General features: G+C 72.0%; 17 protein-coding genes. 7 read left to right on the plus strand and 10 right to left on the minus strand.

Features of this window, described 5'->3' with window-relative positions:
- Nucleotides 1-15 precede the first annotated feature (15 nt).
- On the minus strand, nt 16-1,098 hold the full coding sequence (locus SCMU_RS13265; RefSeq protein ID WP_229229601.1) for a YlbL family protein: 1,083 nt from the start codon (nt 1,096-1,098) through the stop codon (nt 16-18).
- A gap of 191 nt (nt 1,099-1,289) precedes the next feature.
- On the opposite strand from SCMU_RS13265, the gene SCMU_RS13270 reads away from it, so the two are divergent.
- On the plus strand, nt 1,290-2,795 hold the full coding sequence (locus SCMU_RS13270; protein WP_443020319.1) for a zinc-dependent metalloprotease: 1,506 nt from the start codon (nt 1,290-1,292) through the stop codon (nt 2,793-2,795).
- Between the two features lie 45 nt (nt 2,796-2,840).
- On the opposite strand, the gene SCMU_RS13275 is transcribed toward SCMU_RS13270, so the two are convergent.
- From SCMU_RS13275 to nudC, 4 genes are read right to left on the minus strand one after another with little or no spacing between them, the layout of a single operon-like run.
- Nucleotides 2,841-3,038 carry a hypothetical protein gene (locus SCMU_RS13275; RefSeq protein ID WP_229229603.1) on the minus strand — a complete coding sequence of 66 codons (198 nt, stop codon included), beginning with the start codon at nt 3,036-3,038 and terminating at the stop codon, nt 2,841-2,843.
- Nucleotides 3,039-3,047: 9 nt separating this feature from the next.
- The gene (locus SCMU_RS13280) at nt 3,048-3,632 is read right to left on the minus strand and encodes a M48 metallopeptidase family protein (protein ID WP_443020320.1); all 585 of its coding nucleotides are present in this window, start codon (nt 3,630-3,632) and stop codon (nt 3,048-3,050) included.
- A 28-nt stretch (nt 3,633-3,660) separates the two neighbouring features.
- Nucleotides 3,661-5,787: an ATP-dependent DNA helicase UvrD2 gene (locus SCMU_RS13285; protein WP_229229605.1), complete on the minus strand. Its 2,127-nt coding sequence runs from the start codon at nt 5,785-5,787 to the stop codon at nt 3,661-3,663.
- Complete coding sequence (gene nudC, locus SCMU_RS13290) at nt 5,784-6,860, minus strand: NAD(+) diphosphatase (protein ID WP_229229606.1); 1,077 nt, start codon at nt 6,858-6,860, stop codon at nt 5,784-5,786. Before nudC ends, SCMU_RS13285 begins: the two co-directional genes overlap by 4 nt.
- Nucleotides 6,861-7,019: 159 nt before the next feature.
- Between nudC and SCMU_RS13295 the strand changes: the two genes are divergently transcribed.
- Entirely contained in the window at nt 7,020-8,159 is a 1,140-nt protein-coding gene (locus SCMU_RS13295; protein ID WP_229229607.1) for a phosphotransferase, read from the plus strand.
- Between the two features lie 36 nt (nt 8,160-8,195).
- Here the strand turns inward: SCMU_RS13295 and SCMU_RS13300 are convergent, their stop codons facing one another.
- Genes SCMU_RS13300 through SCMU_RS13310 form a run of 3 tightly spaced genes read right to left on the minus strand, consistent with a single transcriptional unit; the run spans nt 8,196 to nt 15,306 of the window.
- Complete coding sequence (locus tag SCMU_RS13300; protein WP_229229608.1) at nt 8,196-11,651, minus strand: ATP-dependent helicase; 3,456 nt, start codon at nt 11,649-11,651, stop codon at nt 8,196-8,198.
- Nucleotides 11,648-14,890: an ATP-dependent helicase gene (locus SCMU_RS13305; RefSeq protein WP_229229609.1), complete on the minus strand. Its 3,243-nt coding sequence runs from the start codon at nt 14,888-14,890 to the stop codon at nt 11,648-11,650. The genes SCMU_RS13300 and SCMU_RS13305 overlap by 4 nt, the downstream gene beginning before the upstream one ends.
- Nucleotides 14,887-15,306 (minus strand): MGMT family protein, encoded by a 420-nt coding sequence (locus SCMU_RS13310; RefSeq protein ID WP_229229610.1) that lies wholly within the window; start codon nt 15,304-15,306, stop codon nt 14,887-14,889. The genes SCMU_RS13305 and SCMU_RS13310 overlap by 4 nt, the downstream gene beginning before the upstream one ends.
- Before the next feature lie 120 nt (nt 15,307-15,426).
- Here SCMU_RS13310 and SCMU_RS13315 point away from each other — a divergent pair, with 120 nt between their 5' ends.
- The 4 genes from SCMU_RS13315 to SCMU_RS13330 all read left to right on the plus strand — a co-directional run bounded on the left by SCMU_RS13315 (nt 15,427) and on the right by SCMU_RS13330 (nt 19,019).
- Entirely contained in the window at nt 15,427-16,194 is a 768-nt protein-coding gene (locus tag SCMU_RS13315) for a 3'-5' exonuclease (RefSeq protein ID WP_229229611.1), read from the plus strand.
- A gap of 334 nt (nt 16,195-16,528) precedes the next feature.
- Nucleotides 16,529-17,479, plus strand: coding sequence for an ABC transporter substrate-binding protein (locus tag SCMU_RS21180; RefSeq protein WP_229229612.1), 951 nt, complete (start codon nt 16,529-16,531; stop codon nt 17,477-17,479).
- A 29-nt stretch (nt 17,480-17,508) separates the two neighbouring features.
- Nucleotides 17,509-18,282 (plus strand): amino acid ABC transporter permease, encoded by a 774-nt coding sequence (locus SCMU_RS21185; RefSeq protein ID WP_229229613.1) that lies wholly within the window; start codon nt 17,509-17,511, stop codon nt 18,280-18,282.
- Entirely contained in the window at nt 18,279-19,019 is a 741-nt protein-coding gene (locus SCMU_RS13330; protein ID WP_229229614.1) for an amino acid ABC transporter ATP-binding protein, read from the plus strand. The genes SCMU_RS21185 and SCMU_RS13330 overlap by 4 nt, the downstream gene beginning before the upstream one ends.
- 70 nt (nt 19,020-19,089) lie before the next feature.
- Here the strand turns inward: SCMU_RS13330 and SCMU_RS13335 are convergent, their stop codons facing one another.
- Nucleotides 19,090-19,545: an Lrp/AsnC family transcriptional regulator gene (locus tag SCMU_RS13335; RefSeq protein ID WP_443020321.1), complete on the minus strand. Its 456-nt coding sequence runs from the start codon at nt 19,543-19,545 to the stop codon at nt 19,090-19,092.
- Nucleotides 19,546-19,625: 80 nt separating this feature from the next.
- On the opposite strand from SCMU_RS13335, the gene SCMU_RS13340 reads away from it, so the two are divergent.
- Nucleotides 19,626-20,306, plus strand: coding sequence for a LysE family translocator (locus SCMU_RS13340; protein WP_229229615.1), 681 nt, complete (start codon nt 19,626-19,628; stop codon nt 20,304-20,306).
- A gap of 13 nt (nt 20,307-20,319) precedes the next feature.
- Here SCMU_RS13340 and hemL read toward each other — a convergent pair whose 3' ends face one another.
- The gene (gene hemL, locus SCMU_RS13345) at nt 20,320-21,633 is read right to left on the minus strand and encodes a glutamate-1-semialdehyde 2,1-aminomutase (protein WP_229229616.1); all 1,314 of its coding nucleotides are present in this window, start codon (nt 21,631-21,633) and stop codon (nt 20,320-20,322) included.
- Nucleotides 21,634-21,755: the final 122 nt, after the last annotated feature.

Genomic DNA, 21,755 nt, shown 5'->3' on the forward strand with positions numbered 1-21,755 from the left:
CCCCGCAGGCACGGCTCACTTCGAGCACTGCGGCATCGTCGCCGGGTCCTTGCCCTGCGCGTAGCCCTCGACGGCGGAGCGCGCCTCCGCCAGCGTCGCCACCTTGACCACCGCGAGGCCGTCCGGGACGTGCCCCAGGACCTCGTCGCAGTTGGACGCGGGGGCGAGGAAGAGGGTCGCACCGGCGGCGCGGGCGCCGTACAGCTTCTGGTCGATCCCGCCAATGGGCCCGACCGCGCCATCGGGGCTGATGGTGCCGGTCCCCGCGACGTGCTTGCCTCCGGTGAGGTCCCCTGGCGTGAGCTTGTCCACGATTCCGAGGGCGAACATCATGCCCGCGCTGGGGCCGCCCACCCTGTCCAGCTCGACGTGCACCGAGAAGGGAAAGGTGAACGTGTAGTCGATTCCGATCCCGAGGACCCACCGGCCTTGGCTCTGCGTCGGCGTCACCGTCTCGGTGGTCTGGGAGCCGCCGCGGAGGACCACGACGTCCACGGGGGCGCCCTTGCCCGCCGCGAGGGTCTGCTGGACGACCGGGAGCGAGGTGACCTTGGCGCCGGCGACGCTCACAAGCCGGTCGCCGACGCGGAGCTTGCCGGCGGACGGGGATCCGTCCGCGATCGAGGCGACATTCAGCTGCTGCTCGTACGTGATCCCGAGGTTGCCGAGAGCGGCCGCGACAGACGTCTGCTCGGAGTCCTGCATGAGGGCCGCGTTCTCATCGGTGACCTGCTGGCGGGTCGTGCCGGGCGGGTACACCGCCCGCAACGGGAGGATCCCCCGCGAGCTGTCGAACCACGAGCGAGCCAGATCGAGGAGTCCGACATCGCTGTTGGGGCCGCCGTCGACGTAGACGGTGGTCAGGTCGAGCGCCCCCGAGGCCGGGTACGAGTCGTGCCCACTGATGCTGATGACGTCCTTGCCGGCGGTCTGGCCCAGAGTGTTGTAGGCGGGCCCGGGCGACTCGACGACGTAGGGCACCGGCACCGCGACCACGGTCGCGCCGAGCACGAGGGCCGCGAGCCCGGAGATCACCGCGGCGAACCCGCGTCCCGTCTTCCGTGCCTTGTGCACAGGCGCCTCAGCGTCCACGCTCACGCACCACTCCCGTCTGATGTCCTGCCGGATCGCCGTCTCCTGCGAAAGGGCTCTGCCCAGCCTACGGCGCACGGCTGGACGCGTGCTCCATGACGGCTGTGCCGACAGCGAAAGCGGCGTTCGACCAGCAGACACGCCCACCGCGCCGCGGTACCGTGAGGATGTCCTTGGAAGCAGCAGTGATCGGCGGCATGATGACCACACCAGATAAGCCCTCGGGCCACGACGACGAGCCCCAGGACCCGCTGTCCGAGCTCTTCGGACGGCTCATGGGCGGCGCTGGCGCGGAGGGCTTCGACCCGACCGAGATCGCAAAGGCCGCGGGTCTGCCGAGCGACCCGAATCTCCTGCGTCAGATGTTCGAGCAGGTTCAGGCCATGATGACGTCCACGGGCGGAGACGGCCCCGTGAACTGGCAGCTCGCGCACGAGCACGCACGCCGCACGGCCGCCGCCTCGAAGGATCCCTCTGTCTCGGCCACGCAGAATCGCGAGGTGGACGAGGCCCTGAGGCTGGCGGAGCTGTGGCTGGACAAGGCCACGGAGCTGCCGAGCACGGGGATCATTGGCCGCGGCTGGTCCCGCGCCGAATGGATCGAGGCAACGATGGGCACGTGGCGGCGCCTCACGGAGCCCGTTGCGAACAGCATCGCTACGGCGCTCTCCGCCGCGATGAACGAGCAGATGCCTGAGGAGATGAAGGGCATGCTCGGCGGTGCCTCCTCGATGCTGACCAACATGGGCGGGGCGATCTTCGGGATGCAGCTCGGCGCCGCGATCGGCGCGCTCTCTGGAGAGGTGGTGAGCTCGTCGGACATCGGTGTGCCCCTCGTCGACCTCGAGATGGCGCTGCTGCCCGCCAACGTCGCCTCGTTCGGCGAAGGGCTCGGACTGCCCGAAGGGGACGTCCGCCTGTACCTCGCGGTACGGGAGGCAGCCCATGCGCGCCTGTTCATGCACGTGCCGTGGCTGCGGGCCCACCTCCTCGGCGCGATCGAGGACTACGCCCGCGGCATCCACATCGACGTGTCCAAGATCGAGGAGCTGGCCCACGGGATCGACCCGAGCAATCCCGAGTCGATCCAGGAGGCCCTCCAGGGCGGGGTGTTCATGCCGCAGCGCACACCGCAGCAGGACGCCGCGCTGGTCAAGCTCGAGACTGCCCTCGCGCTCGTCGAGGGCTGGGTGGACGAGCTCACCGCCGCCGCGACGGACGGCGTGCTGCCCTCCGCGGCCGCCCTGCGCGAGGCTGTCCGACGGCGCCGGGCGACTGGCGGCCCCGCCGAGCACGCGTTCGCCTCGCTCGTGGGGCTCGAGCTCCGCCCCCGCCGGCTGCGGGATGCCGCGACCCTGTGGGCGTCGCTCGCCCAGGAGCGCGGGATCGCCGGCCGCGACGCGATCTGGAAGCACCCGGATCTGCTCCCGACCGCTGATGACCTCGATGACCCGAAGGGGTTCTCCGCCCGGCGGTCCATGGCCGAGGCGCAGGATTCCGAGGTGGACCAGGCGCTCGAGAAGCTCCTTGCGGGCGGGTTCGACACCCCTGCTCAGCAGGAGGACACACAGCGGGAGGACACGCAGGGGCACAGCTCAGCGCGGGACGCGGAGTCCGATGATGCGGGGTCGGATGCGCAGGACACCGACCAGGATGGCGGCACGGACGACGGCGGCACGCCCCCGGGCACGCCGCGCGCCTGAGGACTCGGCCGGCCCCACCCGAGCCGGCCGACTCAGACGCTAAGGTCAGTCCACGTCCTCGACGATCTCCCCGTAGGGGATCTGGGCGTCGAGGTGGGCCTGGAGCACGTGCGGATCGATGACGACCCGGACCCCATGCGTCTGCTCGGCGGCAGACTGCAGCAGGATAGGTCGGATCGTGTCCACGAAGAGCTCGTCGCGGCCCTGGAGGTACTTGACGTAGCTGGCGGGAAGCTCGGTCATGGCGAGATTCTAGGCGTCTTCCTCGTCCTCGATAAGCCCCCAGTCAGAACCGGGCGATCCGGGCTCTACCGGGGTGCGCCGCGATCCGGCGAACGCGACTCCAGCCAGGAAGGCCTTGGCCTCCTCCAAGCGCGGGTAGGCCTCGGCGATCCGCCAGAACGCGGGCCCATGCCCGGACACGAGCAAGTGGGCCAGCTCATGCACGATCACGTAGTCGACCACCCAATCCGGCATGCCGTGGAGCTCGTGGGACAGCCGGATGGTCCGCTCGCTCGGCGTGCACGAGCCCCAGCGCCGCCGCTGGTTCGTCACCCAGCGGATTGAGGACGGGACGGCCTTGCCGCCCAGATACCGGCGGGAGAGGTCGAGCGCCCTCGACATGAGGGCCTCGTCGGTGGCAGGCCCTGCGCGACGGGCCGTGTCCTGCTCGAGGCGGGCCACCATGCGCTCGACCCAGTGCACCTCCTGGGCGCGGGTGAAGCCCGCAGGGATCGCGACCACCGCCGTATCGCCCTCCCAGAAGGCCGAGACGGTCTTCCGTCGCCGCGCGGATCGGCGCACCTCCACCTGGGGCCGCCCTCCGGGCAGTGGCATGGCCCCCTGCCGCGGCGCGGCCTCGTCCTCACGCGTCACGGAGCAGCTCCAGGACGGCCTGGCCGTAGCGTTCGAGCTTGGCGCTCCCGACGCCCGCAACCTGCGCCAGCTCGGCCAGGCTCGAGGGCTTCGCCTCGGCGATCGCGGTCAGGGTCGCGTCGGTGAAGACGACGAACGCGGGCACATCCGATTCCTTTGCCCGTTCGAGCCGCCACGCCCGGAGGGCCTCGAACGTGGCCTCCTCGTAGCTCGGCGGGCAGTTCGCGCAGCGGCCGACCTTCCGCTCGGCCCCCGTCGAGAGGATGGCCCCGCACACGCGGCACGTGGTGGGGCCCTTGAGCTCGCGGCGCTTCCGGGGCGTACCCCCGGAGTGCACCGCGGACGACCCTGCGGGTCGGAGCCCGTCCAGGAACCGCGACGGACGGCGGTGCGCGCGCCCGCCCGGGGTCCGGGAGAGCGACCACGAGAGGTGCAGGAACTCGCGTGCACGCGTGATGCCCACGTACAGGAGGCGCCGCTCCTCGTCGATCGTCACCGGGGTGTCGGCAAAGGAGATCGGGACGAGGCCCTCGCTCAGCCCCACGAGGAACACCGCGTCCCACTCAAGCCCCTTGGCTGCGTGCAGGGAGGCCAGGGTGACGCCCTGCACGGCGGGGGCGTGCTGGGCCGTCGCCCGCTCCTGGAGCTCCGCGACGAACTCGGTGAGGCCGAAGCCCTCACCGCGGGCCGCGGCCAGCTCATCGGCGAGCGCCACGAGCGCCGCGAGCGACTCCCACCGTTCCCTGGTCGCTCCGCCGCCGGTTGGGGCCGTCTCGGAGTAGCCCAGCGAGGACAGGACGTCGCGCACCCGCTGCGCCAGGGGCACGCCGTCGTCCGCCACCGCACGCGCGGCGCCGCGCAGCTGCAGCATGCCGTCGCGCACCTCGCGCCGGTTGAAGAACCGCTCGCCGCCCCGCAGCTGGTATCCGATCCCGGCGGCCGCGAGGGCCTGCTCGAACGCCTGGGACTGGCCGTTCGTACGGAAGAGGACGGCGATGTCCTTCGGCTGGGTGCCGGCGGCGACAAGGGCTGAGATCCGGCGCGCGACGGCGGCCGCCTCCGCCTCGTCGTCCGAGCATTCGGCGAACTCCGGCTCCGGGCCGTCGGGCCGCTGCGCCATGAGGGTCAGCGGCTGGGCCCACCGGGCGTCGGCGGCGGGGCCGGCCGGCCGGCGGGAGGCGAGCAGCTGGTTCGCGAGGCGGACCACCTGCGGGCTCGAACGGTAGTCGCGGACGAGGCGGATCATCGCGGCGTCCGGATGGTGCTTGCCGAACTCGAGCAGGTGGGCGCTCGTGGCACCGGTGAAGGAGTAGATGGTCTGGCTCGCGTCGCCGACCACGCAGAGCTCCTCCCTGCCTCCGAGCCAGAGTTCGAGGAGCCTCTGCTGGAGCGGCGACACGTCCTGGTACTCGTCCACCACGAAATAGCGGTACTGGTCGCGCACGGTGGCCGCGACCTTCGGGTCCTCCTGGAGGATCCCCACGGTGATGAGCAGCACGTCCTCGAAGTCGATGAGGTTGCGGTCCACCTTGATATCCTCGTAGGCCTCGAAAAGGCGCGCCACCGTGGTCGGCTGCAGGCCGCCGGGCTCTCCCCTGCCGGTGGCGCCCTCGAGGTACGTGGATGGGGTGAGCATCGAGACCTTGGCCCACTCGATCTCCGAGGCGAGGTCGCGGATGGCCGCGCGGTCCACCGTGAGGCGCAGGCGCCTGGCGCCCTCGGCGATGGCCTGGGCCTTGTGCTCGAGGAGCCCGGGAAGCGCGCCGCCCACGGCCTGGGGCCAGAAGTACTGCAGCTGCCTCAGGGCCGCGGCGTGGAAGGTGCGGGCCTGCACGCCGCCGACGCCGAGGTCCCTCAGGCGACTGCGCATCTCGGCGGCCGCGCGCGCGGTGAACGTCACGGCCAGCAGCCGCTGCGGGGAGTAGACACCGGAGTGCACACCATAGGCGATGCGGTGCGTGATGGCGCGCGTCTTGCCCGTCCCGGCACCTGCCAGGACGCACACGGGCCCGTGGAGGGTGGTCGCGACCTCGCGCTGCTCGTCGTCGAGACCGCCGAGCAGCCGCTCCTCGAGTGTCCCGCCGTCATGGGTGTCCAGGGTGGTCGGCTCGCTCATCTGGCGGCCACCGCGGAGGAGTCGGCGATGCGGCCGCCGTACCAGTGCTCGATGAGGGCACGGGAGATCGAGAGGCTGCTCGGGAGCGCGATCTCCCCCGATGCGGCGGCCTCGGCGAGCTCGTCCCGGGTGAACCAGCGCGCGCGCAGCACCTCGGCGCCGTCCGGCTGGGCGACCGTGTCCTCGGTGCGGGCCGTGAAGCCGAGCATGAGCGACGCCGGGAACGGCCACGGCTGCGATCCGAGGTACTGGCATTCGGCGACCCGGACGCCCACCTCCTCGAGGATCTCGCGGGACACGGCCTGTTCGAGCGACTCCCCCGGCTCCACGAAGCCGGCGAGCGTCGAGAACATCGTCGAACGCATGCGCGCGCCGGTGGCCAGGAGCAGCCTGTCGTCCGGGCCGACGACAGTCACGATGATCGCGGGATCCGTGCGGGGGAAGTGCTCCGAGCCGTCCTCGGGGCACACCCGGACCCAGCCGCTCTGGACGACCTCGGTGGCGGCACCGCACCTCGGGCAGCGCGGATGGGCGGCATGCCAGTTGGCGATCGCCGTCGCCTCGAGCAGGATGCCCGCCTCGACCCCGTCCAGTCCGGGACCCGACTCGCGGAAACCGGCCCAGTTCGTGTCCTCCGGCAGGAGCCCCGCGCCCTCAGCCGCCGGCTCGGACATGACGGCCGAGACCGGCTCGACCGGCTCGGGCAGCACCACGAGGACGACGTCGGCACCCGGGTTCGCGTGCGCCGTCGTGCGTTCCTGCGGCAGCCTGCCGAGGTACACGAGGAGGCCCTCGAGCCACGCAGCGGGAAGGAGGTGGGCCGGGAGGAACGCGAGGTGCCCACCCGTGTGGAGGGCACGGTGCTGCGAGTAGAGGACCGCCAGTGTTCCGGGCTGGCCCACCACGGCGCGGAGGAAGTCAGCGTCGGCGCGGTCCGCGGACCTGCGGTCCAGGACCTCGGCGCTGACCGGGAGGATTCGGTCGGCCAGCCGTCCCGCCGCGGGGCCCGCGCCGTCGAACGCGGCGAACGAGGAGACGGGAGGGTGGACGCGCGGAAGCGGGCCGGAAGTCATACCTCTACCGTACTGAGGCCCTCCGACAGTCGCACAACCGGAGGCACCCCGTATGTGGACAGCAAGCCCCCGAACACGAGGGCGCGTGGCGCGGGCCACTGCGGAGTCCTCGGCGTGGGAGGCGTAGACCGCGGTGGGCCTGGCGCTAGCGTGGAGAGGGTGAGACACACCCCGTTCGAGCTGGCCGCCATCGCCACCGCCGCCGTCCCCGGACTGAAGCCGACCGCCGTCGCCCCCTCCGCGGACGACGCCACCGACTTCGACGCCGCGCTGCTCGAGACGGCGGACGGACGCCGCTGGCGCATCAGGTGCCCGCGGGGCACCGAGGCGAGCGCCCGGCTCGAGACCGAGATGACGGTGCTTCGCTCCTTCGAGCCGTCCGTGAGGGCCGAGCTGCCCTTCCAGATGCCGGCGGTGGCCGGGACCGTGCGAATGGGCGACCTGACCACGTGCGTCTACACGAACCTGACCGGCTCGGTCCGCGGCCTCGAGGAGCTCACCCACGGCAGCGACCGCCTTGCCGCGGACATCGGACGCACCCTCGCCGCGATCCACGGACTGCCGCAGGCGCTCGTGGACGGCGCCGACCTGCCCTCCTACACGGCCAACGGGTTCCGCCAGCGCCGCCTCAACGAGCTCGACCAGGCGGCCACCACCGGCAAGATCCCGCCGGTGCTGCTGCGGCGGTGGGAGCAGGCCATGGAGGATGTGACGCTCTGGAGGTTCAACCCGACGGTGGTCCACGGAGACCTCCACGAGGACAACCTCCTCGTCGACGAGGACCGCGTCGCGGCGGTCACGGGCTGGACCGATCTGCGCATCGGCGACCCGGCCGATGACATCGCGTGGCTCGTCGCCTCCAATGAGCCGCGGTTCATCGAAGCCGTCCTCGCCTCGTACCACGAGGCCCGCAAGGAACCGGTCGACCCGCAGCTGGCCCGCCGGGCCTCGCTCGCGGCGGAGTTTGCCCTTGCCCAGTACCTCGTGAAGGCGACGACACTCGGCGATGGTGCGGCCGCGCATGACGCCGCGCAGATGCTCGCCGAGCTCGCGGCGGACATCGAGGCGAGTGAGGCCGCCGAGGCCCGCGAGGCCGCCGCAGCCGCGCTGAGCGCCGAGGCAGCCTCGTCCGAGCCCGCCTCCGCCGAACGGCCCGCGGCCGAGAGGCTCCCGTCAAGCGTTGCCGGGGTCGGAGCCTCACCGACCCGCGGGGAGCCGGAGCGCAACGCCGAGGAACGGGAGCCGGAGCCCGAAACAGATGCCGTTCCGGTGATCACCGACGGCCAGCGACAGGCGTAAGCCGGCGCGGCGGCCGCCACGGCGGACGCGTGCTCGTCACACATCGCCGGGGCTCAGCGCGTCCGCGACGAGCGCCTCGAGCTCGTCCTCTCCCGCGAGGCCGTCGGGGCGCACCACTGTCCCGTCCGCGAGGTAGCAGAAGGCAGCGCGGATCGACTCGAGCGGCGCGCCCGTGAGTCGCGACCAGGCCAGCCGGTACACGGCGAGCTGCACCGATCTCGCCCGGGCACCGGAGCCCCTCGGTGCCCGGCCCGTCTTCCAGTCCACGAGCTCCCAGCCGCCGTCCGCGTCGCGGAAGACGGCGTCGATGCGCCCGCGCACGACGACGGGCCCGACCCGGGTCTCGATGGGCACCTCGACGTGGGCCGGCCGGCGGTCGGCCCATTCGGTGCGTTTGAAGGCCTTCACGAGGTCGCCGAGCTCGTACGCCTCGTCGACGTACTCGTCGGAGCTGTCGAAGCCCTCGAGGTCCAGCATCGCGCTCGAGCCGTAGTGTTCCTCGACCCAGGCGTGGAAGGCGGTGCCGCGCCGGGCGGCCATACCGGGACGGCGCGGGACTGGCCGGCGGAGCTGGCGGACCACCGCGTTGCGGTCCTCACCCAGGGCGACGAGGGTCGAGGCGGAGACGTGTTCGGGTAGCCTCACGCCCGCAGTGGAGCGGGTCCGCGCCTGTTCCGCGAGGAGGAGCTCGGCCTCGCGTGACCACGCGGCCGTACGTCCCACGGCCGGCACGGGCGCGGCGCCGAGCCCGTGGAGCTCGGCGAGGACTCGCACCGCCGCCGCCTCGACGGCAGCACGCCGTCCAGGTGTGAGGCTGCGACGCCGGCCCGTCGAGGCGTCCAGCGGCCCCTCGAGCGGATCGTACGGCCAGATCGAGCGCTCGGCCTCCGCCCTCAGGGGGTTCTCCTCGGGGACGTCGGCGCCTTCGGTCCACGCGATGACCTCGAAGCCCTCCTCGCCCGCGGCGGCGTGGAGCTCGTCGAGGAACGGAGAGGACTCCATCGGCCGTGACCGGGTGCTCGTCCACGCGAACCCTGTTGCCACCAGCAGCGACCGTGCGCGGGTGAAGGCCACGTACGCCAGCCGGCGGTCCTCGCGCTCCGCATGCTCGGTGGCATCCTCGGCGAACAGCTTCTCCGCATCCATCCAGCCCTTCTGGTCGGGCTGGTCTGCATCCCACGCGGGGAGGTCGGCGCGGTCGCCCCGCAGCGGCCACGGGAGAGCCGAGGGGCCGCTCGTCCACCGGTCGTTGCCGCCCGAGGGGAACATCCCCCGGTTGAGTCCGGCCACGGCGACCGCGTCCCACTCGAGCCCCTTGGAGGCGTGGACCGTGAGCAGCTGGATCGCGCCGGGCGTGGGCTCCCTCGGCGCCATGTCGAGCCCCGATTCCTCGTTCGCGGCGGCGTCGAGCCACGCGAGGAACGCGAGCAGCCCCGGCTCGTTCGACTGGGCGAGGAACGACGCCGCCGCCTCGGCGAACGCATCGATGTTGCGGCGCGCCTCGTGGACCGACGTGGCAGGCCGCGCAGCCAGCTCGATGTCCAGCAGGAGGGTGTGCTCGACGTGGGAGATGACCGTGCCGAGGTCGTCGCCGGCCACGGTGCGCAGGAGGCGCAGCTCGTCACGGAGCCGGACCAGCCGCGAGCGGCCCTCTGGGGTGAGCGTCCGCCCGGCCCCGGACGTCCACCCCTCCTTCGGGAGCCTGTCCAGTGCCTCGACGAGGCTCGCTGCCTCGGCGAGGTCGCCCTCGACGAGGACGTCGTCTTGGGCGCGCGGGGCGTCGAGGTCCTGCTCGTCCGGACGGGCGGCCGAGGCCCTGAAGGCGGCGAGGTGGCGTGACCAGTCCGCGAGCGCCATGAGGTCCGCGGTGCCGATCCGCCATCGTGCTCCGGCCAGGAGGCGCATGAGCGCGTCGGAGCGGCCCGGGTCGGCGATGACCCGCAGCGTGGCCACGACGTCGACGATCTCGGGCGTGTCGAGGAGGCCTCCGAGGCCGACGACCTCGTACGGCAGGCCCCGGCGATCGAACTCCGCGCGGATCGGCGCGAACTGGGACCGCTTGCGGCACAGGACGGCCAGTGTAGGACCGGACTCGGCGGCGGGCGGCCACCCGCGCACGAAGCCCTCCAGCTCGTCGGCGAGGGCTGCGGCCTCCTGGCGCTCGTCGACGAACCGCCCGACGCGCACCCGCCCGGCTCCCGCGCCGGGGCGGGGCTCGAGCCGGCGGACGTCCGCGCCCCCGGCTGCCGCGAGGTACGTGGGCGGGTGCGCGAGCGGGGAGGCGACGATGTTCGCGGTCGCGAGCACCGTCATCGTGTTCCGCCAGGCCGTCGTGAGGTGGGACGTCGACGCGGGGAGGAGCGCGCCGTCGTGCGTCCGGCGGGGGAACCTGCCCGGAAAGCTCTGCAGCTGTCCCGCTGACGCGCCCCGGAAACCGTAGATGGACTGGTTCGGATCGCCGACTGCCGTGACGGGATGCCCGCCGCCGAACAGCGCGGAGAACAGCACGAGCTGGGCATGGGACGTGTCCTGGAACTCGTCGAGGATGACCGCCCGGTACTGGCTGCGCAGCAGCGCTCCCGCCTCCGGGACCGTGGTGGCAACCCGGGCGGCCAGCGAGACGAGGTCTCCGTAGTCAAGGACGCCGCGCTCGCGCTTGGCCTCGGCGTACCGGGCCGCGAGGCGGCCCACGAGTGCACGGTTCTGCAGGGTCCGCAGCATGTCTCCCGCAGCCTTGGTGGGCGCCTTGGAGCGTCCGCCCGGCGGGAGGGCCGCGAGCCGGGCTGCCTCCGCCTCGAGCCACTCGGCGACCGCCGCAGGTTCACGCAAGTGCTCGGCGCACTCGCCGGCCATCTGGGTAACGGCGGCGATGAGGGTGCTCTTGGCGGGGAAGCGGTCCCACGTCCCGCCGTCGTACGCCTCGACTACCCGCGCGGCGAGCTGGAAGGACTGCGCGGGGCCGAGGAGCACGGCATCGCGCTCGACTCCGAGCCGCAGCCCGTGGTCCTGGACCACCGTGTTCGCGAACGAGTGGTACGTCGACACGGCCGGGTCCAGCGCCTCCGGGTCGGCCGCGGACGGGGCGATGCCGTCGACGCCGCGCCGCGCGAACCGGGCCAGGCGCGCGAGCTGGGTCCGGATGCGCGCGGAGAGCTCCCCGGCCGCCTTCCGGGTGAAGGTCACGCCGAGGATCTCGTCCGGCCGCACCCAGCCATTGGCCACGAGCCACACGACGCGGTCGGCCATGGTGGCCGTCTTCCCGGACCCCGCGCCGGCCACCACGAGCCGGGGTTCTAGCGGGGACGAGATGATCTCGGACTGCTGGGGCGTGGGGCGGTGCTGGCCGAGAAGGTCTGCGAGTTCCTCGGGGCTGAACCTCGGCTCGGGCAGGTCGCGCAGCGAGGCACCGACGGTGTCCGCGTGCCCGCGCTCGACGCCGCCGTCCGTGCCCTGCTCCAGGTCTCCTTCTGGGCCGGAAACACCCGTGCTCATTCGGTCACCTGCCTTCCTCGCGCGCACAGTGGACAGACATCGGGAAGCCGGCACCCGCCCGTGAAGCCGGCCCCCGGCTCATGCCGAGCCTCGAAGGTTGCCCCTGCCATGATCTCGGCGGCCCTCTCGACGAGCTGGATCGCCCACGCCGCGTCGGTCAGGGCCGCCTGCCGCTGGACGACGAGCTTCGTCGACCCGCTGCCCAGCTGGACGAGTTCAGCTCCCCCTGACTCGGGAGCGTGCGCAGGGGCGCCCGGTTCCTCGCTGAACGCGCCGGCAGCGACGGCCACCTGGTAGGCGGCAAGCTGTGCGTGCTGCTCGAGTTCCGCGGCGGTGGGCCTGCGGCTTCCGGTCTTGAGGTCCACGACGACGAGCCTGCCCGCCTCGTCGCGCTCGAGCCGATCGACCTGGCCGCGAAGAACCGTGCGCGCGGCGATCTCGGCCGTGCTGACGCCGTCGAGAGGCGCCTCGAAGTCCACCTCGACACCTGCAAGCTGCCGTTCATTCGTGCGGACGTACTCGGCGAGCTTGCGGACCATGTCCGTTGCCTTCGCGAGGTCGATCTCGCCCTCCCACGAGTCGCCGAGGCCCAAAGCCGGCCAGCGGCGCTGGAGCTCCGCGGTGTAGTCGGCGAATGTCCCGTCTGGGAGGTCCTGCGCGATGGAGTGGACGAGCGTCCCCAGCGTGCGGGCGAAGTCGGTCGCGGCCTCTCCCCCGGCGGCGGAGACGAACCAGTCGAGCGGGTTCTTCGAGGCGGTCTCCACCTTCGACGGGGAGACGTGCACGGTGCCGTCCGGTGGGACGACCGGCGCAGTGCTGCTCAGAGGGGCGAGACCGTACCACTCCCCTGGGTGCGCTCCGGGTACGCCCGCGGCGGCGAGTTCGGCCAGGAGGCCGGCGGCGAAGGGAGCGTCGGCATCGTCGGCCTCGACCGACTGCCGCAACTCGGCCACGAGCGGCCGCAGGCCGAGCGTGCGGGGCACCTCGGTGAAGGGTCTGACGGCCACGCCCTCGGGCAGGGGCGAGATGTAGTCCAGGAACGGCGAAGGCACCTCATCCTCCGTCGATGCACCGGTGCAGACGAGACGCTCGGACGCGCGCGAGATGGCCGCGGAGAACGAGCGCAGCTCGTCGTAGCGGATGTCCTTCAGCCTCGAGCGGGGGGTCACCAGGAGGGCGGACACGACGCCGAGGTCGAGGCAGTCGGTGAAGAGCGTGCTGCCGAGGAGCTCGCCGCGCAGCCTCGTGTTGGGCCACGTGCCGTCCTGGAGTCCAGCGACGAACACGAGCCGCCATTCGCGCCCGGCCGCACTCGCCGGGGTGAGGAGCTCGACCGCGTCGGCGCTCTGTGCCCGGGGCGCGAGCGTGTCCATGGGCAGCTCCTGCTCGGTGAGGTAGTCGAGGAACTGCGCGGGCGAGGCGCCGGGGAGCCTGTCGACGTAGCGCTCCGCCGTGTGGAAGAGCGCCATGAGCGCGTCGAGGTCGCGGTCCGCGCGCAGCCCGAGCACGCCCCCGGCCAGCGCGAGGTCGTACCAGCGTTTGGAGAGCCCGGCTGCATCCCACAGGGCCCACAGCACGGTCTCCGCGGTGGCCCCAGGTTCGGCTGACGCAGACCGGCCTCCGGCGATCATGCGTGCGATCCTGCGGGCCGCGCTCGCCCCAATGCCGAGCGAGTCGAGCGTGCCCGGCACCCCGACGGCCTCGACGAGGAGCGCGTCGCTTCCCCGTCCGCCGCCGGCGGACAGCTCGAGCTGGCGGAGGGACTGGCGGAGGCGGCGGAGCTCGAGGGCGGACGCGCCGCCGATGCGGGAGGTGAGCAGCTCGACAACGGTCTCGGCCGTCAGCTGGCCGGGATCCAGCGCCACGCGGAAGGCCGTCAGGAGGGGCCGGACCGCCTCCTCGTCCCGCACTGCCGTCTCCGCGACCGGGACGGAGACCGGGATGCCCTGCCCGGCGAGGAAGCGCTGGATCTGCGCGAGCTTGGCGCCGGACCGTACGATGACGGCCATCTCCCCGTACTCGACACCGCCGAGCAGGCGGGCCTCCTGGATCCTGTGTGAGAGGTAGCGCAGCTCGTGCAGCGGCGAGTGGAGGACATGCGCCTCGGCAGCGGGAGCGCCGCCGTCGTGCGCGGGCCCGGCACCGCCCGCCCCTGCTCGCGTGCCAGCACGGCGCGGCGCGGCGAGCCTGCGCGCGGCCTGCCCGCCCGGAACCGCGGAGATACGCTGTGCGACGCCCTCCCACGCCTCCGCGAGCTCCGCGGGGAGTCGGTGGGACGTGGTCAGGGACAGCTCGGTGAGCGGGCCCAGGAGCGCCCGGAGGCTCGGCACAAGCTCGGGCCGCGCGCCGCGGAAGCCCTGCACCACGACGTCCGGCGCGGCCGTGGCGATGACGTCCCTGCCCTCGCCCAGGACTGCGAGCAGCTCGAGGATCGAGGGACTCGACTCCTGGACGTCGTCCACGCACACGAGCCCGAGCCGCGCCCGCTCCTGGGCGAGGAGCTCCGGATCCTCGGCCAGGATCATGCGGGCAGCCGTAATGATGCCCGCAGGGTCGAATGCCTCTGGCATGCGCAGCTCGAGGACGTCCCGGTACTCCGTGTACAGCTGGGCCGCGGCGATCCACTCGGGCCGGCCAGCTCTGGCCCCGAGCTCGGCGAGTTCGTCCGCGGTGGTGCCGTACTCGGTGATCCGGTCGAACAGCTCGCGGACCTCGTGCCGGAATCCGCGCGTGGCAAGGGCGGCCTCGAACCCCTTCGGCCACGAGGGCCCACGCTGCGAGGCGAGGTGGCCCTCGAGGAGCTGCTTGACGATGAGGTCCTGTTCGGCACCGGAGAGCAGCCGCGGTGGCCGCGGCAGCCAGTCGAGGCGGCCCTCGGTCCGGGCCCGGCGGATGAGGTCGAACGCGTAGGACTGCCACGTCCGCGCGGGAGGTGCGCTGAGGCTCCGGTCCAGCCGCGCAGTGAAGGCGTCGCGCAGCCGGGCGGACGCCGCGCGGGCGGGTGCCAGGAGCAGGACCCCGGCGGGATCGACGCCGTCGCGGAGCACCCGCGCGGCTGCGGACTCGACGAGGACGCTGCTCTTGCCGGTGCCGGGGCCGCCCCACACGAGCACCGGCCCGCTGCCGGACCGGAGTGCGAGCACCTCCTGCTGGTCCGGCGACGGCGTCCAGTCCCGGGCGGCCGGTGGTGCCGGTGGGAGGAGCGTCAGCTGGGAAGCGTGGGTGCCTTGCAGGGTCATGGGTCCATTCCACCGTCGGGGTCCGACAGTTTTCGAAGACGGGACTTGGGGCCATGGAGCCGCTCGTGGAGGGCCTCGGCGATCTCCTCGACGAGGTCGAGCTCCTCGTCCGACGGTGCCCAGCGGGCCTGGCCGATGTCCACCCGCCACGATGCGCGGCCAGGATCGCCCCGCAGGGGCGTTCCCTCCGCGAGGTAGTGGCGCAGCGCCCGTTCCTCGTGGGACTCGGGGGCGGCACCGCTCGACTTGAGGACCCGCCACCAGGCCACCTGACCGCCGTACCGGGACATGACGGTACCGACCTGGCGGGGGCCCCCGGCGCCGAGGAGCTCGGCCACGTCTCCGTAGGCGACGACGCTGCCCTCTGGAACGAGTTCGACCACGGCCAGCACCGCCTCGACGAACTCCTCCCGCATCCCTCCACCCTAGTGGGAGCGGGACGCACGACGGCGCTCCCCCGCCGCACGCCCGGCGGATCCGGTGCCGCCGGGCGCGCCCACGCGAGAAACGTCGGAGGGCCCGCTTAGCGTTGCAGCATGACATCGAGCGAGAGCCCCCTCACCACGAGCCGACCCCACGTGAACCAGCGGACCACGAGCCCCTGGACCATCGAGCGCAGGGCCGCCTTCGACCTTGAGACGACCGGGCGCAACTCTCGGTCCGCCCGCATCGTCACCGCGAGCATCGTCGTGCTGGAGGCGGACGGCTCGGTCGAGTCCGAGCATGAATGGCTCGCCGATCCCGGGGTCGAGATCCCGGCGGAGGCCGCAGAGGTGCACGGGATCAGCACCGAGAAGGCGCGGGCCGAGGGGCGCCCGGCCCGCGAGGTCGTGGCGGAGGTGGCCGAGACGCTCCAGTCGCTGTTCGACCGCGGCGTCCCCGTCGTGGCCTACAACGCCGCGTACGACTTCACGGTCATGGCGGCCGAGTGCGCACGTCACGGCCTCCCACAGCTCACCCGCTTCCCCGTCCTTGACCCGTATGTCATCAACAAGCAGGTCGAGAGGTACCGCAAGGGCAAGCGCACTCTCGGCGCCCTGTGCGAGCAGTACGGCGTGATCCTCACGGACGCGCACAGCTCCGCCGCGGACGCGCTCGCGGCTGCGCAGCTCCTCGACGCGATGGCCACCCGCTTCCCCGAGCTCCACAAGCCGGCCGCTCACCTGCACCGGAGCCAGATCGACTGGTCCGCTGCCCAGGCCGCCGACTTCCAGGCCTACCTGCGCCGCACGAAGCCCGCGGCCGTGGTCGAGGGAGACTGGCCTGTCCTTGCGCCGCACGACGCGGGCCAGGCCGGGTTCTGAGGCGGCGGGCCGCAGGCCCTGGAAGGGCGGCGGCCGCGGCGTCGTGCGCAACGTGATGAGACGGAACTCACAGCGCGATCCCGGAAACCCGCGCGGACAACAGCGTGCGTACGGATTCAGCCGCACTCCGCGCGGGCACCGCGCGCAGAGACACCCTATCCTCTACGCCGAAGATCCTTCGGAGAATGACGCAATGTTGCGGAATGCGTTCTGCGACGGGACCAAAAGCGCCGGTGGCTCATAATGGAATGCAGCCCAGACGCCCTCGACGTGCCGACCGCACGTCGACCACGCGCGTCCTGCTGCGTTGTTCTCACCAGAAAGCGAAGGCTCCATGAAGCTCAAGTCCCCCAAGTGGCTTGCCGTGCCCGCCGCGGCCATCCTCGCGCTGACCCTCGCGGCCTGCGGCGGTGGGTCGGCCACCCCGTCGGGCTCTCCGACCGATGCGCTCAAGGGCAGCGACCAGCAGGCCCTCGACAAGTACACGACCGCAACGGTGACGCCCGTGGACAAGATCGACACGTCCAAGCTGGGCCTCATCACGCCGGGCACCATCAAGGTCGGCACGCTCTCGGACGCCCCGCCGAACATCTTCATCGACAAGGACGGCAACTTCACGGGCTACGACAACGAGCTCCTGAAGGCCATGGCCGCCAAGCTCGGGCTCAAGGTCGAGTTCGTCTCGACCAAGTTCCAGAGCCTCCTCGCCCAGGTCAGCACCAAGCAGTTCGACATGGGCTCGTCCTCCATCTCCACGACGGATGCCCGCCGCGAGACCGTGGCCTTCACCAATGGCTACGACTTCGGCTACATGGCGATCGTGGTCAAGGACGGCGCGAAGGTGAAGACGTTCGACGACCTCAAGGCCGGCGTCCGCATCGGCGTGGTCCAGGGCACCGTCCAGGATGACTTCGTGACGAACACGCTCAAGCTGGACCCGGTCCGCTTCCCGGACTACAACACGGTCTACGCGAGCGTGAAGAGCGGCCAGGTCGACGCGTGGGTCGCCCCGTCGCAGCAGGCCGAAGGCCAGGTCAAGGCCGGCGACGGAACCACCATCGCCCAGAAGAAGGTCAACACGCAGAACTTCACGGCCTACGCCGTGGCGAAGGACAACCAGCCGCTCGTCGACGCGCTCAACTCCGCGCTCGACGCCGTGGTGGCGGACGGCACGTGGTCGAAGCTCACGGCCCAGTGGTACCCGGACCGTCCCACGCTGAAGGAACAGACCCCCGAGGGCTGGAAGCCGGGCAGCAAGGCCGTCCAGGTCGGCACTGCCAAGTAGCACTGACCTAGTCGACAGACAGGGGCCACATGGATTACCTGACGAAACTCGGTGAGACCTTCTTCAACTGGAAGGTGATCGGCGAGGTCCTGCCGCAGCTGTTCACGGTCGGCCTGCCGAACACGCTCGTGCTCGCGCTCGCCTCCGGCGTCATCGGCACGGTGCTCGGCATGCTGCTCGCGCTCATGGGCATCGCTCGCAATCCGGTGGCGCGGTGGATCGCCCGGGTGTACACGGACGTGTTCCGCGGACTCCCGGCGATCCTCACCATCCTGGCCATCGGGCTGGGGTTCGGGCCGATCGTGCGTGAGCTCACCGGTGTCACCAGCCCGTACCCGCTGGGGATCGCGGCGCTCTCGCTCATCTCGGCCGCGTACATCGGCGAGATCTTCCGCTCGGGCATCCAGAGCGTCGAGAAGGGCCAGCTCGAGGCGGCGCGCGCGCTGGGCTTCGGCTATGGGCCGTCGATGCGCCTGATCGTGGTGCCGCAGGGGGTGCGCCGAGTGTTGCCGGCCCTCGTGAACCAGTTCATCGCGCTCATCAAGGACTCCTCGCTCGTCTTCACGCTCGGGCTGCTCTCGAGCGAGCGCGAGCTGTTCCAGATCGGACAGGACGAGGCCGCCCGCACGGGCAACCTTTCGGGCTACGTCGCGGCAGCGATCTTCTACCTGGCCATGACGATCCCGCTCACGCACCTCGTGAACTGGATCGACGCGCGGCTGCGCACCGGCCGTGCCCAGAGCCGCGCCGAGAAGGCGGAACCGGACGAGGCGGCGGCAGTCGTCGGAAAGGGAGCGGAATGACGAGCCAGTTCTCCTCCGGTTCTCTCGAGGCCAGGGGCATCCACCTCGCGTTCGGGAGCAACCGGGTGCTGCGGGGCATCGACCTCAAGGTCCCCTCGGGGACCACGGCGTCTGTCATCGGGCCTTCGGGATCCGGCAAATCCACGCTCCTGCGGGTGATGAACCGGCTGATCGAGCCCCAAGCCGGGGACATCCTCCTCGACGGCAAGTCCGTCCTCAAGGACAATCCCGACGAGCTGCGTCGCCGCATTGGCATGGTCTTCCAGCAGTTCAACCTGTTCCCGCACAAGACGGTCGGCGACAACGTGGCCTTCGCGCTGCGCAAGCTCCGCAGGATGTCCAGGGATCAGGCGCGCGATGAGGCCCTCAAGCAGCTGGACCTCGTCGGGCTCAAGCACAAGGCCGACGTCCGGCCTGCCACGCTCTCGGGCGGCCAGCAGCAGCGCGTCGCGATCGCACGTGCCCTCGCCATGGAGCCCGAGGTGATGTTCTTCGACGAGGCCACGTCCGCCCTCGACCCCGAGCTCGTCAAGGGCATCCTCGCCCTCATGGCGGACCTCGCGACGGGCGGGATGACCATGGTCGTCGTGACCCACGAGATGGGCTTCTCCCGCAACGTCTCGGACTCGGTGTCCTTCATGGACGGCGGCGTCGTGGTCGAGTCGGGTGCCCCGGCGCAGCTGTTCGACGACCCGCAGACGGACCGGCTCAAGCGCTTCCTCAGCGACGTCCTCTGACGCTCGCCGAGCGCAGCGACGGGCGACGCCGGCACTCACCGCGAGTGCCGACGTCGCCCGTTTCGCATCCCTAGAGCGGCAGGCCGCCAGCGCCCTTGAGGTCCCGCATCACGATCGTCGAGGTGAGCTTCGCGACGCCCGGGAGCGCCGCGAGGTGCTGGTCATAGAGGCGCTGGTAGCCAGGGAGGTCCTCTGCGACACAGCGCAGGAGGAAGTCCGGGTCTCCGAACAGCCGGTAGCCCTCGATGATCTGCGGCTCCGCGACCACGGCGTCCTCGAAGGCACGGATCGCGTCGGTCGAGGTCTCGCGAAGGGTCACGAACACCATGGCTCCGAACCCCAGGCCGACCTTCGCCGGATCGACCTCGGCACGGTAGCCCCGGATCACCCCGCTTGATTCGAGCTCCTTGAGCCGGCGGTGGCACGGCGCCACGGTGAGGCCCACCTCTGAGGCGAGTGCGGTGGCCGTCATGCGCCCGTCGCGCTGGAGCTCACGCAAAATACTTCTATCGATTGCGTCGATCACCGTCATAATATATCTCTGCCAACCGTTCCGAGCGAGGAATAGGTGAGCACTTCGCGCGGGAATCTCCGTACTCTTGCGGCATGGACCTGACCCCGCTGTTCGGCTTCGCCGCCATCTCCCTGACTCTGGCGCTCACCCCCGGCGCCGACTGGGCGTACACGATCGCCGCGGGCCTCCGCCCGGGCTCGCCGGCGCCCTCGGTCGCGGGGCTGTGCGCGGGCTACGTGGTGCACACGGCCCTCGTCGCGGCAGGGCTCGGGATGCTGCTCGCCGCTCGGCCGGACCTCGTCGCATGGCTCTCCGTGGCGGGCGCGCTGTACCTGCTGTGGCTCGGGTTCACGACGGCGCGCGGCTGGCGGGCCGCCGGCTTCACCGCCGCGCCAGCAGCCTCCCTGCCGTCCGGCGAGCCGCTCGACGCCGCCGTGCGCCCTCGGGGCGCGGTGCGCGACTTCCTCCTCGGCCTCGGCACGAGCGGGATCAACCCGAAGGCCCTCCTGCTCTTCGCGGCCGTCATGCCGCAGTTCATCCGTCCCGAGTCCCCGCTGCCTGTGGTCGCGCAGACGACGGCCATGGGGCTCACCCATCTGGGGTTCACCGTGGTGGTCTACAGCCTCGTCGCCGTGGGCGCGCGCCGGCTCCTTGCCGCCAGGCCGCGGCGTGCCCAAACCGTGACGCTCGTGAGCGGCGTCCTGATGCTCGTCATCGGCGGGGCGCTGCTCGCGGAGCAGGCCGTGGCCCTCGCGGGCGGCTGGATCGCCTAGCGCCCAAGAACCTTTACGCCCCCGGGAGGGCCGCCGCGGCGGCCCTGGCGGCCGCCGGAAGGGCGTCGACCACGCGGTTCATGGCGGCGTCGTCGTGGGCCGCGGAGAGGAACCAGGCCTCGAAGACGCTCGGCGGCAGGTACACGCCGGAGTCCAGCATCGAGTGGAAGAACGGACCGTAGCGGAACGCCTCCTGCGCCTGGGCATCGGCGTAGTCCCGCACCCCATGCTTGGACGTGCCGAACGCGACGGAGAACAGGTTCCCGGCCCGCTGGATCGAGTGGTCCACGCCCTCGGCCGCGAGCGCCGCCGACAGCGCCGCGGACAGCTCGGCCGACCGGGCGTCGATGTGCGCGTACACCGCGTCGGTCGCGAGCGAGAGCGTCGCGACGCCCGCCGCCATCGCCACCGGGTTCCCGGAGAGCGTGCCGGCCTGGTAGACGGGCCCGAGCGGGGCGAGGTAGTCCATGATCTCGGCGCGGCCGCCGAGGGCGGCGACGGGCATGCCGCCGCCGATCACCTTGCCGAACGTGAACAGGTCCGGGGCCCAGCCCTCGCGCTGACCCGTGAGCCCCCAGTAGCCACCGGGGCCAACGCGGAAGCCGGTGAGGACCTCGTCCATGATCAGCAGCGCGCCGTGCTCGGCGGTAACGCGGCGCAGGCCCTCGTTGAAGCCCTCCCCCGGGGTCACCACGCCCATGTTGGCCGGCGCGGCCTCCGTGATGACGGCCGCGATCCGGTGGCCGTGCTCGGCGAACGCGGCCTCCACGGCGTCAAGGTCGTTGTACGGCAGGACGAGCGTCTCCGCGGCCGTCGCGGCCGTGACGCCCGCGGACCCGGGAAGGGCGAGCGTCGCGACGCCCGAGCCGGCCGCCGCGAGCAGCCCGTCCACGTGCCCGTGGTAGCAGCCGGCGAACTTGACCACGAGGTCGCGCCGCGTGAACCCGCGCGCGAGCCGGATCGCCGTCATCGTCGCCTCTGTGCCGGTGGAGACCATGCGGATGCGCTCGGCCGCGGGCACGCGCCCGATCACCAGCTCCGCGAGCGCGGCCTCGTCAGGAGTCGAGGCGCCGAAGGACAGGCCCCGGTCCACCGCTGCATGCACTGCCGCCAGGACCTCGGGGACGGCGTGGCCCAGCAGCGCCGGGCCCCACGAGCACACGAGGTCCACGTACTCGCGCCCGTCGGCGTCGGTGACGTGCGGTCCCTTGGCGGAGACGAGGAAGCGGGGCGTCCCGCCCACGGAGCCGAACGCGCGCACGGGCGAGTTCACCCCTCCGGGCATGAGCGAGCGGGCACGGGCGAAGAGGTCCTCGGAGGTGGTCATGCCCTCCATTCTCCCCTACGGGCCGGCCTGGAAACGTCGGCGTGCCGACCCTTGCGGCGACGCACGACGGCGGCCGCGCACCCCGCGCGGGCCGGGGCGCGCCGTCGTGCTCATCAGGCGCA

Origin of the sequence: Sinomonas cyclohexanicum (genome assembly GCF_020886775.1) — a bacterium.
Taxonomy (GTDB): domain Bacteria; phylum Actinomycetota; class Actinomycetes; order Actinomycetales; family Micrococcaceae; genus Sinomonas; species Sinomonas cyclohexanicum.

Coding starts and splice junctions, on each gene's coding strand:
- SCMU_RS13270 (WP_443020319.1), top strand. CDS start 1,290: ATGATGACCACACCAGATAAGCCCTCGGGCCACGACGACGAGCCCCAG.
- SCMU_RS13275 (WP_229229603.1), bottom strand. CDS start 3,038: ATGACCGAGCTTCCCGCCAGCTACGTCAAGTACCTCCAGGGCCGCGAC.
- SCMU_RS13280 (WP_443020320.1), bottom strand. CDS start 3,632: ATGCCACTGCCCGGAGGGCGGCCCCAGGTGGAGGTGCGCCGATCCGCG.
- SCMU_RS13285 (WP_229229605.1), bottom strand. CDS start 5,787: ATGAGCGAGCCGACCACCCTGGACACCCATGACGGCGGGACACTCGAG.
- nudC (WP_229229606.1), bottom strand. CDS start 6,860: ATGACTTCCGGCCCGCTTCCGCGCGTCCACCCTCCCGTCTCCTCGTTC.
- SCMU_RS13300 (WP_229229608.1), bottom strand. CDS start 11,651: ATGAGCACGGGTGTTTCCGGCCCAGAAGGAGACCTGGAGCAGGGCACG.
- SCMU_RS13305 (WP_229229609.1), bottom strand. CDS start 14,890: ATGACCCTGCAAGGCACCCACGCTTCCCAGCTGACGCTCCTCCCACCG.
- SCMU_RS13310 (WP_229229610.1), bottom strand. CDS start 15,306: ATGCGGGAGGAGTTCGTCGAGGCGGTGCTGGCCGTGGTCGAACTCGTT.
- SCMU_RS13315 (WP_229229611.1), top strand. CDS start 15,427: ATGACATCGAGCGAGAGCCCCCTCACCACGAGCCGACCCCACGTGAAC.
- SCMU_RS21180 (WP_229229612.1), top strand. CDS start 16,529: ATGAAGCTCAAGTCCCCCAAGTGGCTTGCCGTGCCCGCCGCGGCCATC.
- SCMU_RS21185 (WP_229229613.1), top strand. CDS start 17,509: ATGGATTACCTGACGAAACTCGGTGAGACCTTCTTCAACTGGAAGGTG.
- SCMU_RS13330 (WP_229229614.1), top strand. CDS start 18,279: ATGACGAGCCAGTTCTCCTCCGGTTCTCTCGAGGCCAGGGGCATCCAC.
- SCMU_RS13340 (WP_229229615.1), top strand. CDS start 19,626: ATGGACCTGACCCCGCTGTTCGGCTTCGCCGCCATCTCCCTGACTCTG.
- hemL (WP_229229616.1), bottom strand. CDS start 21,633: ATGACCACCTCCGAGGACCTCTTCGCCCGTGCCCGCTCGCTCATGCCC.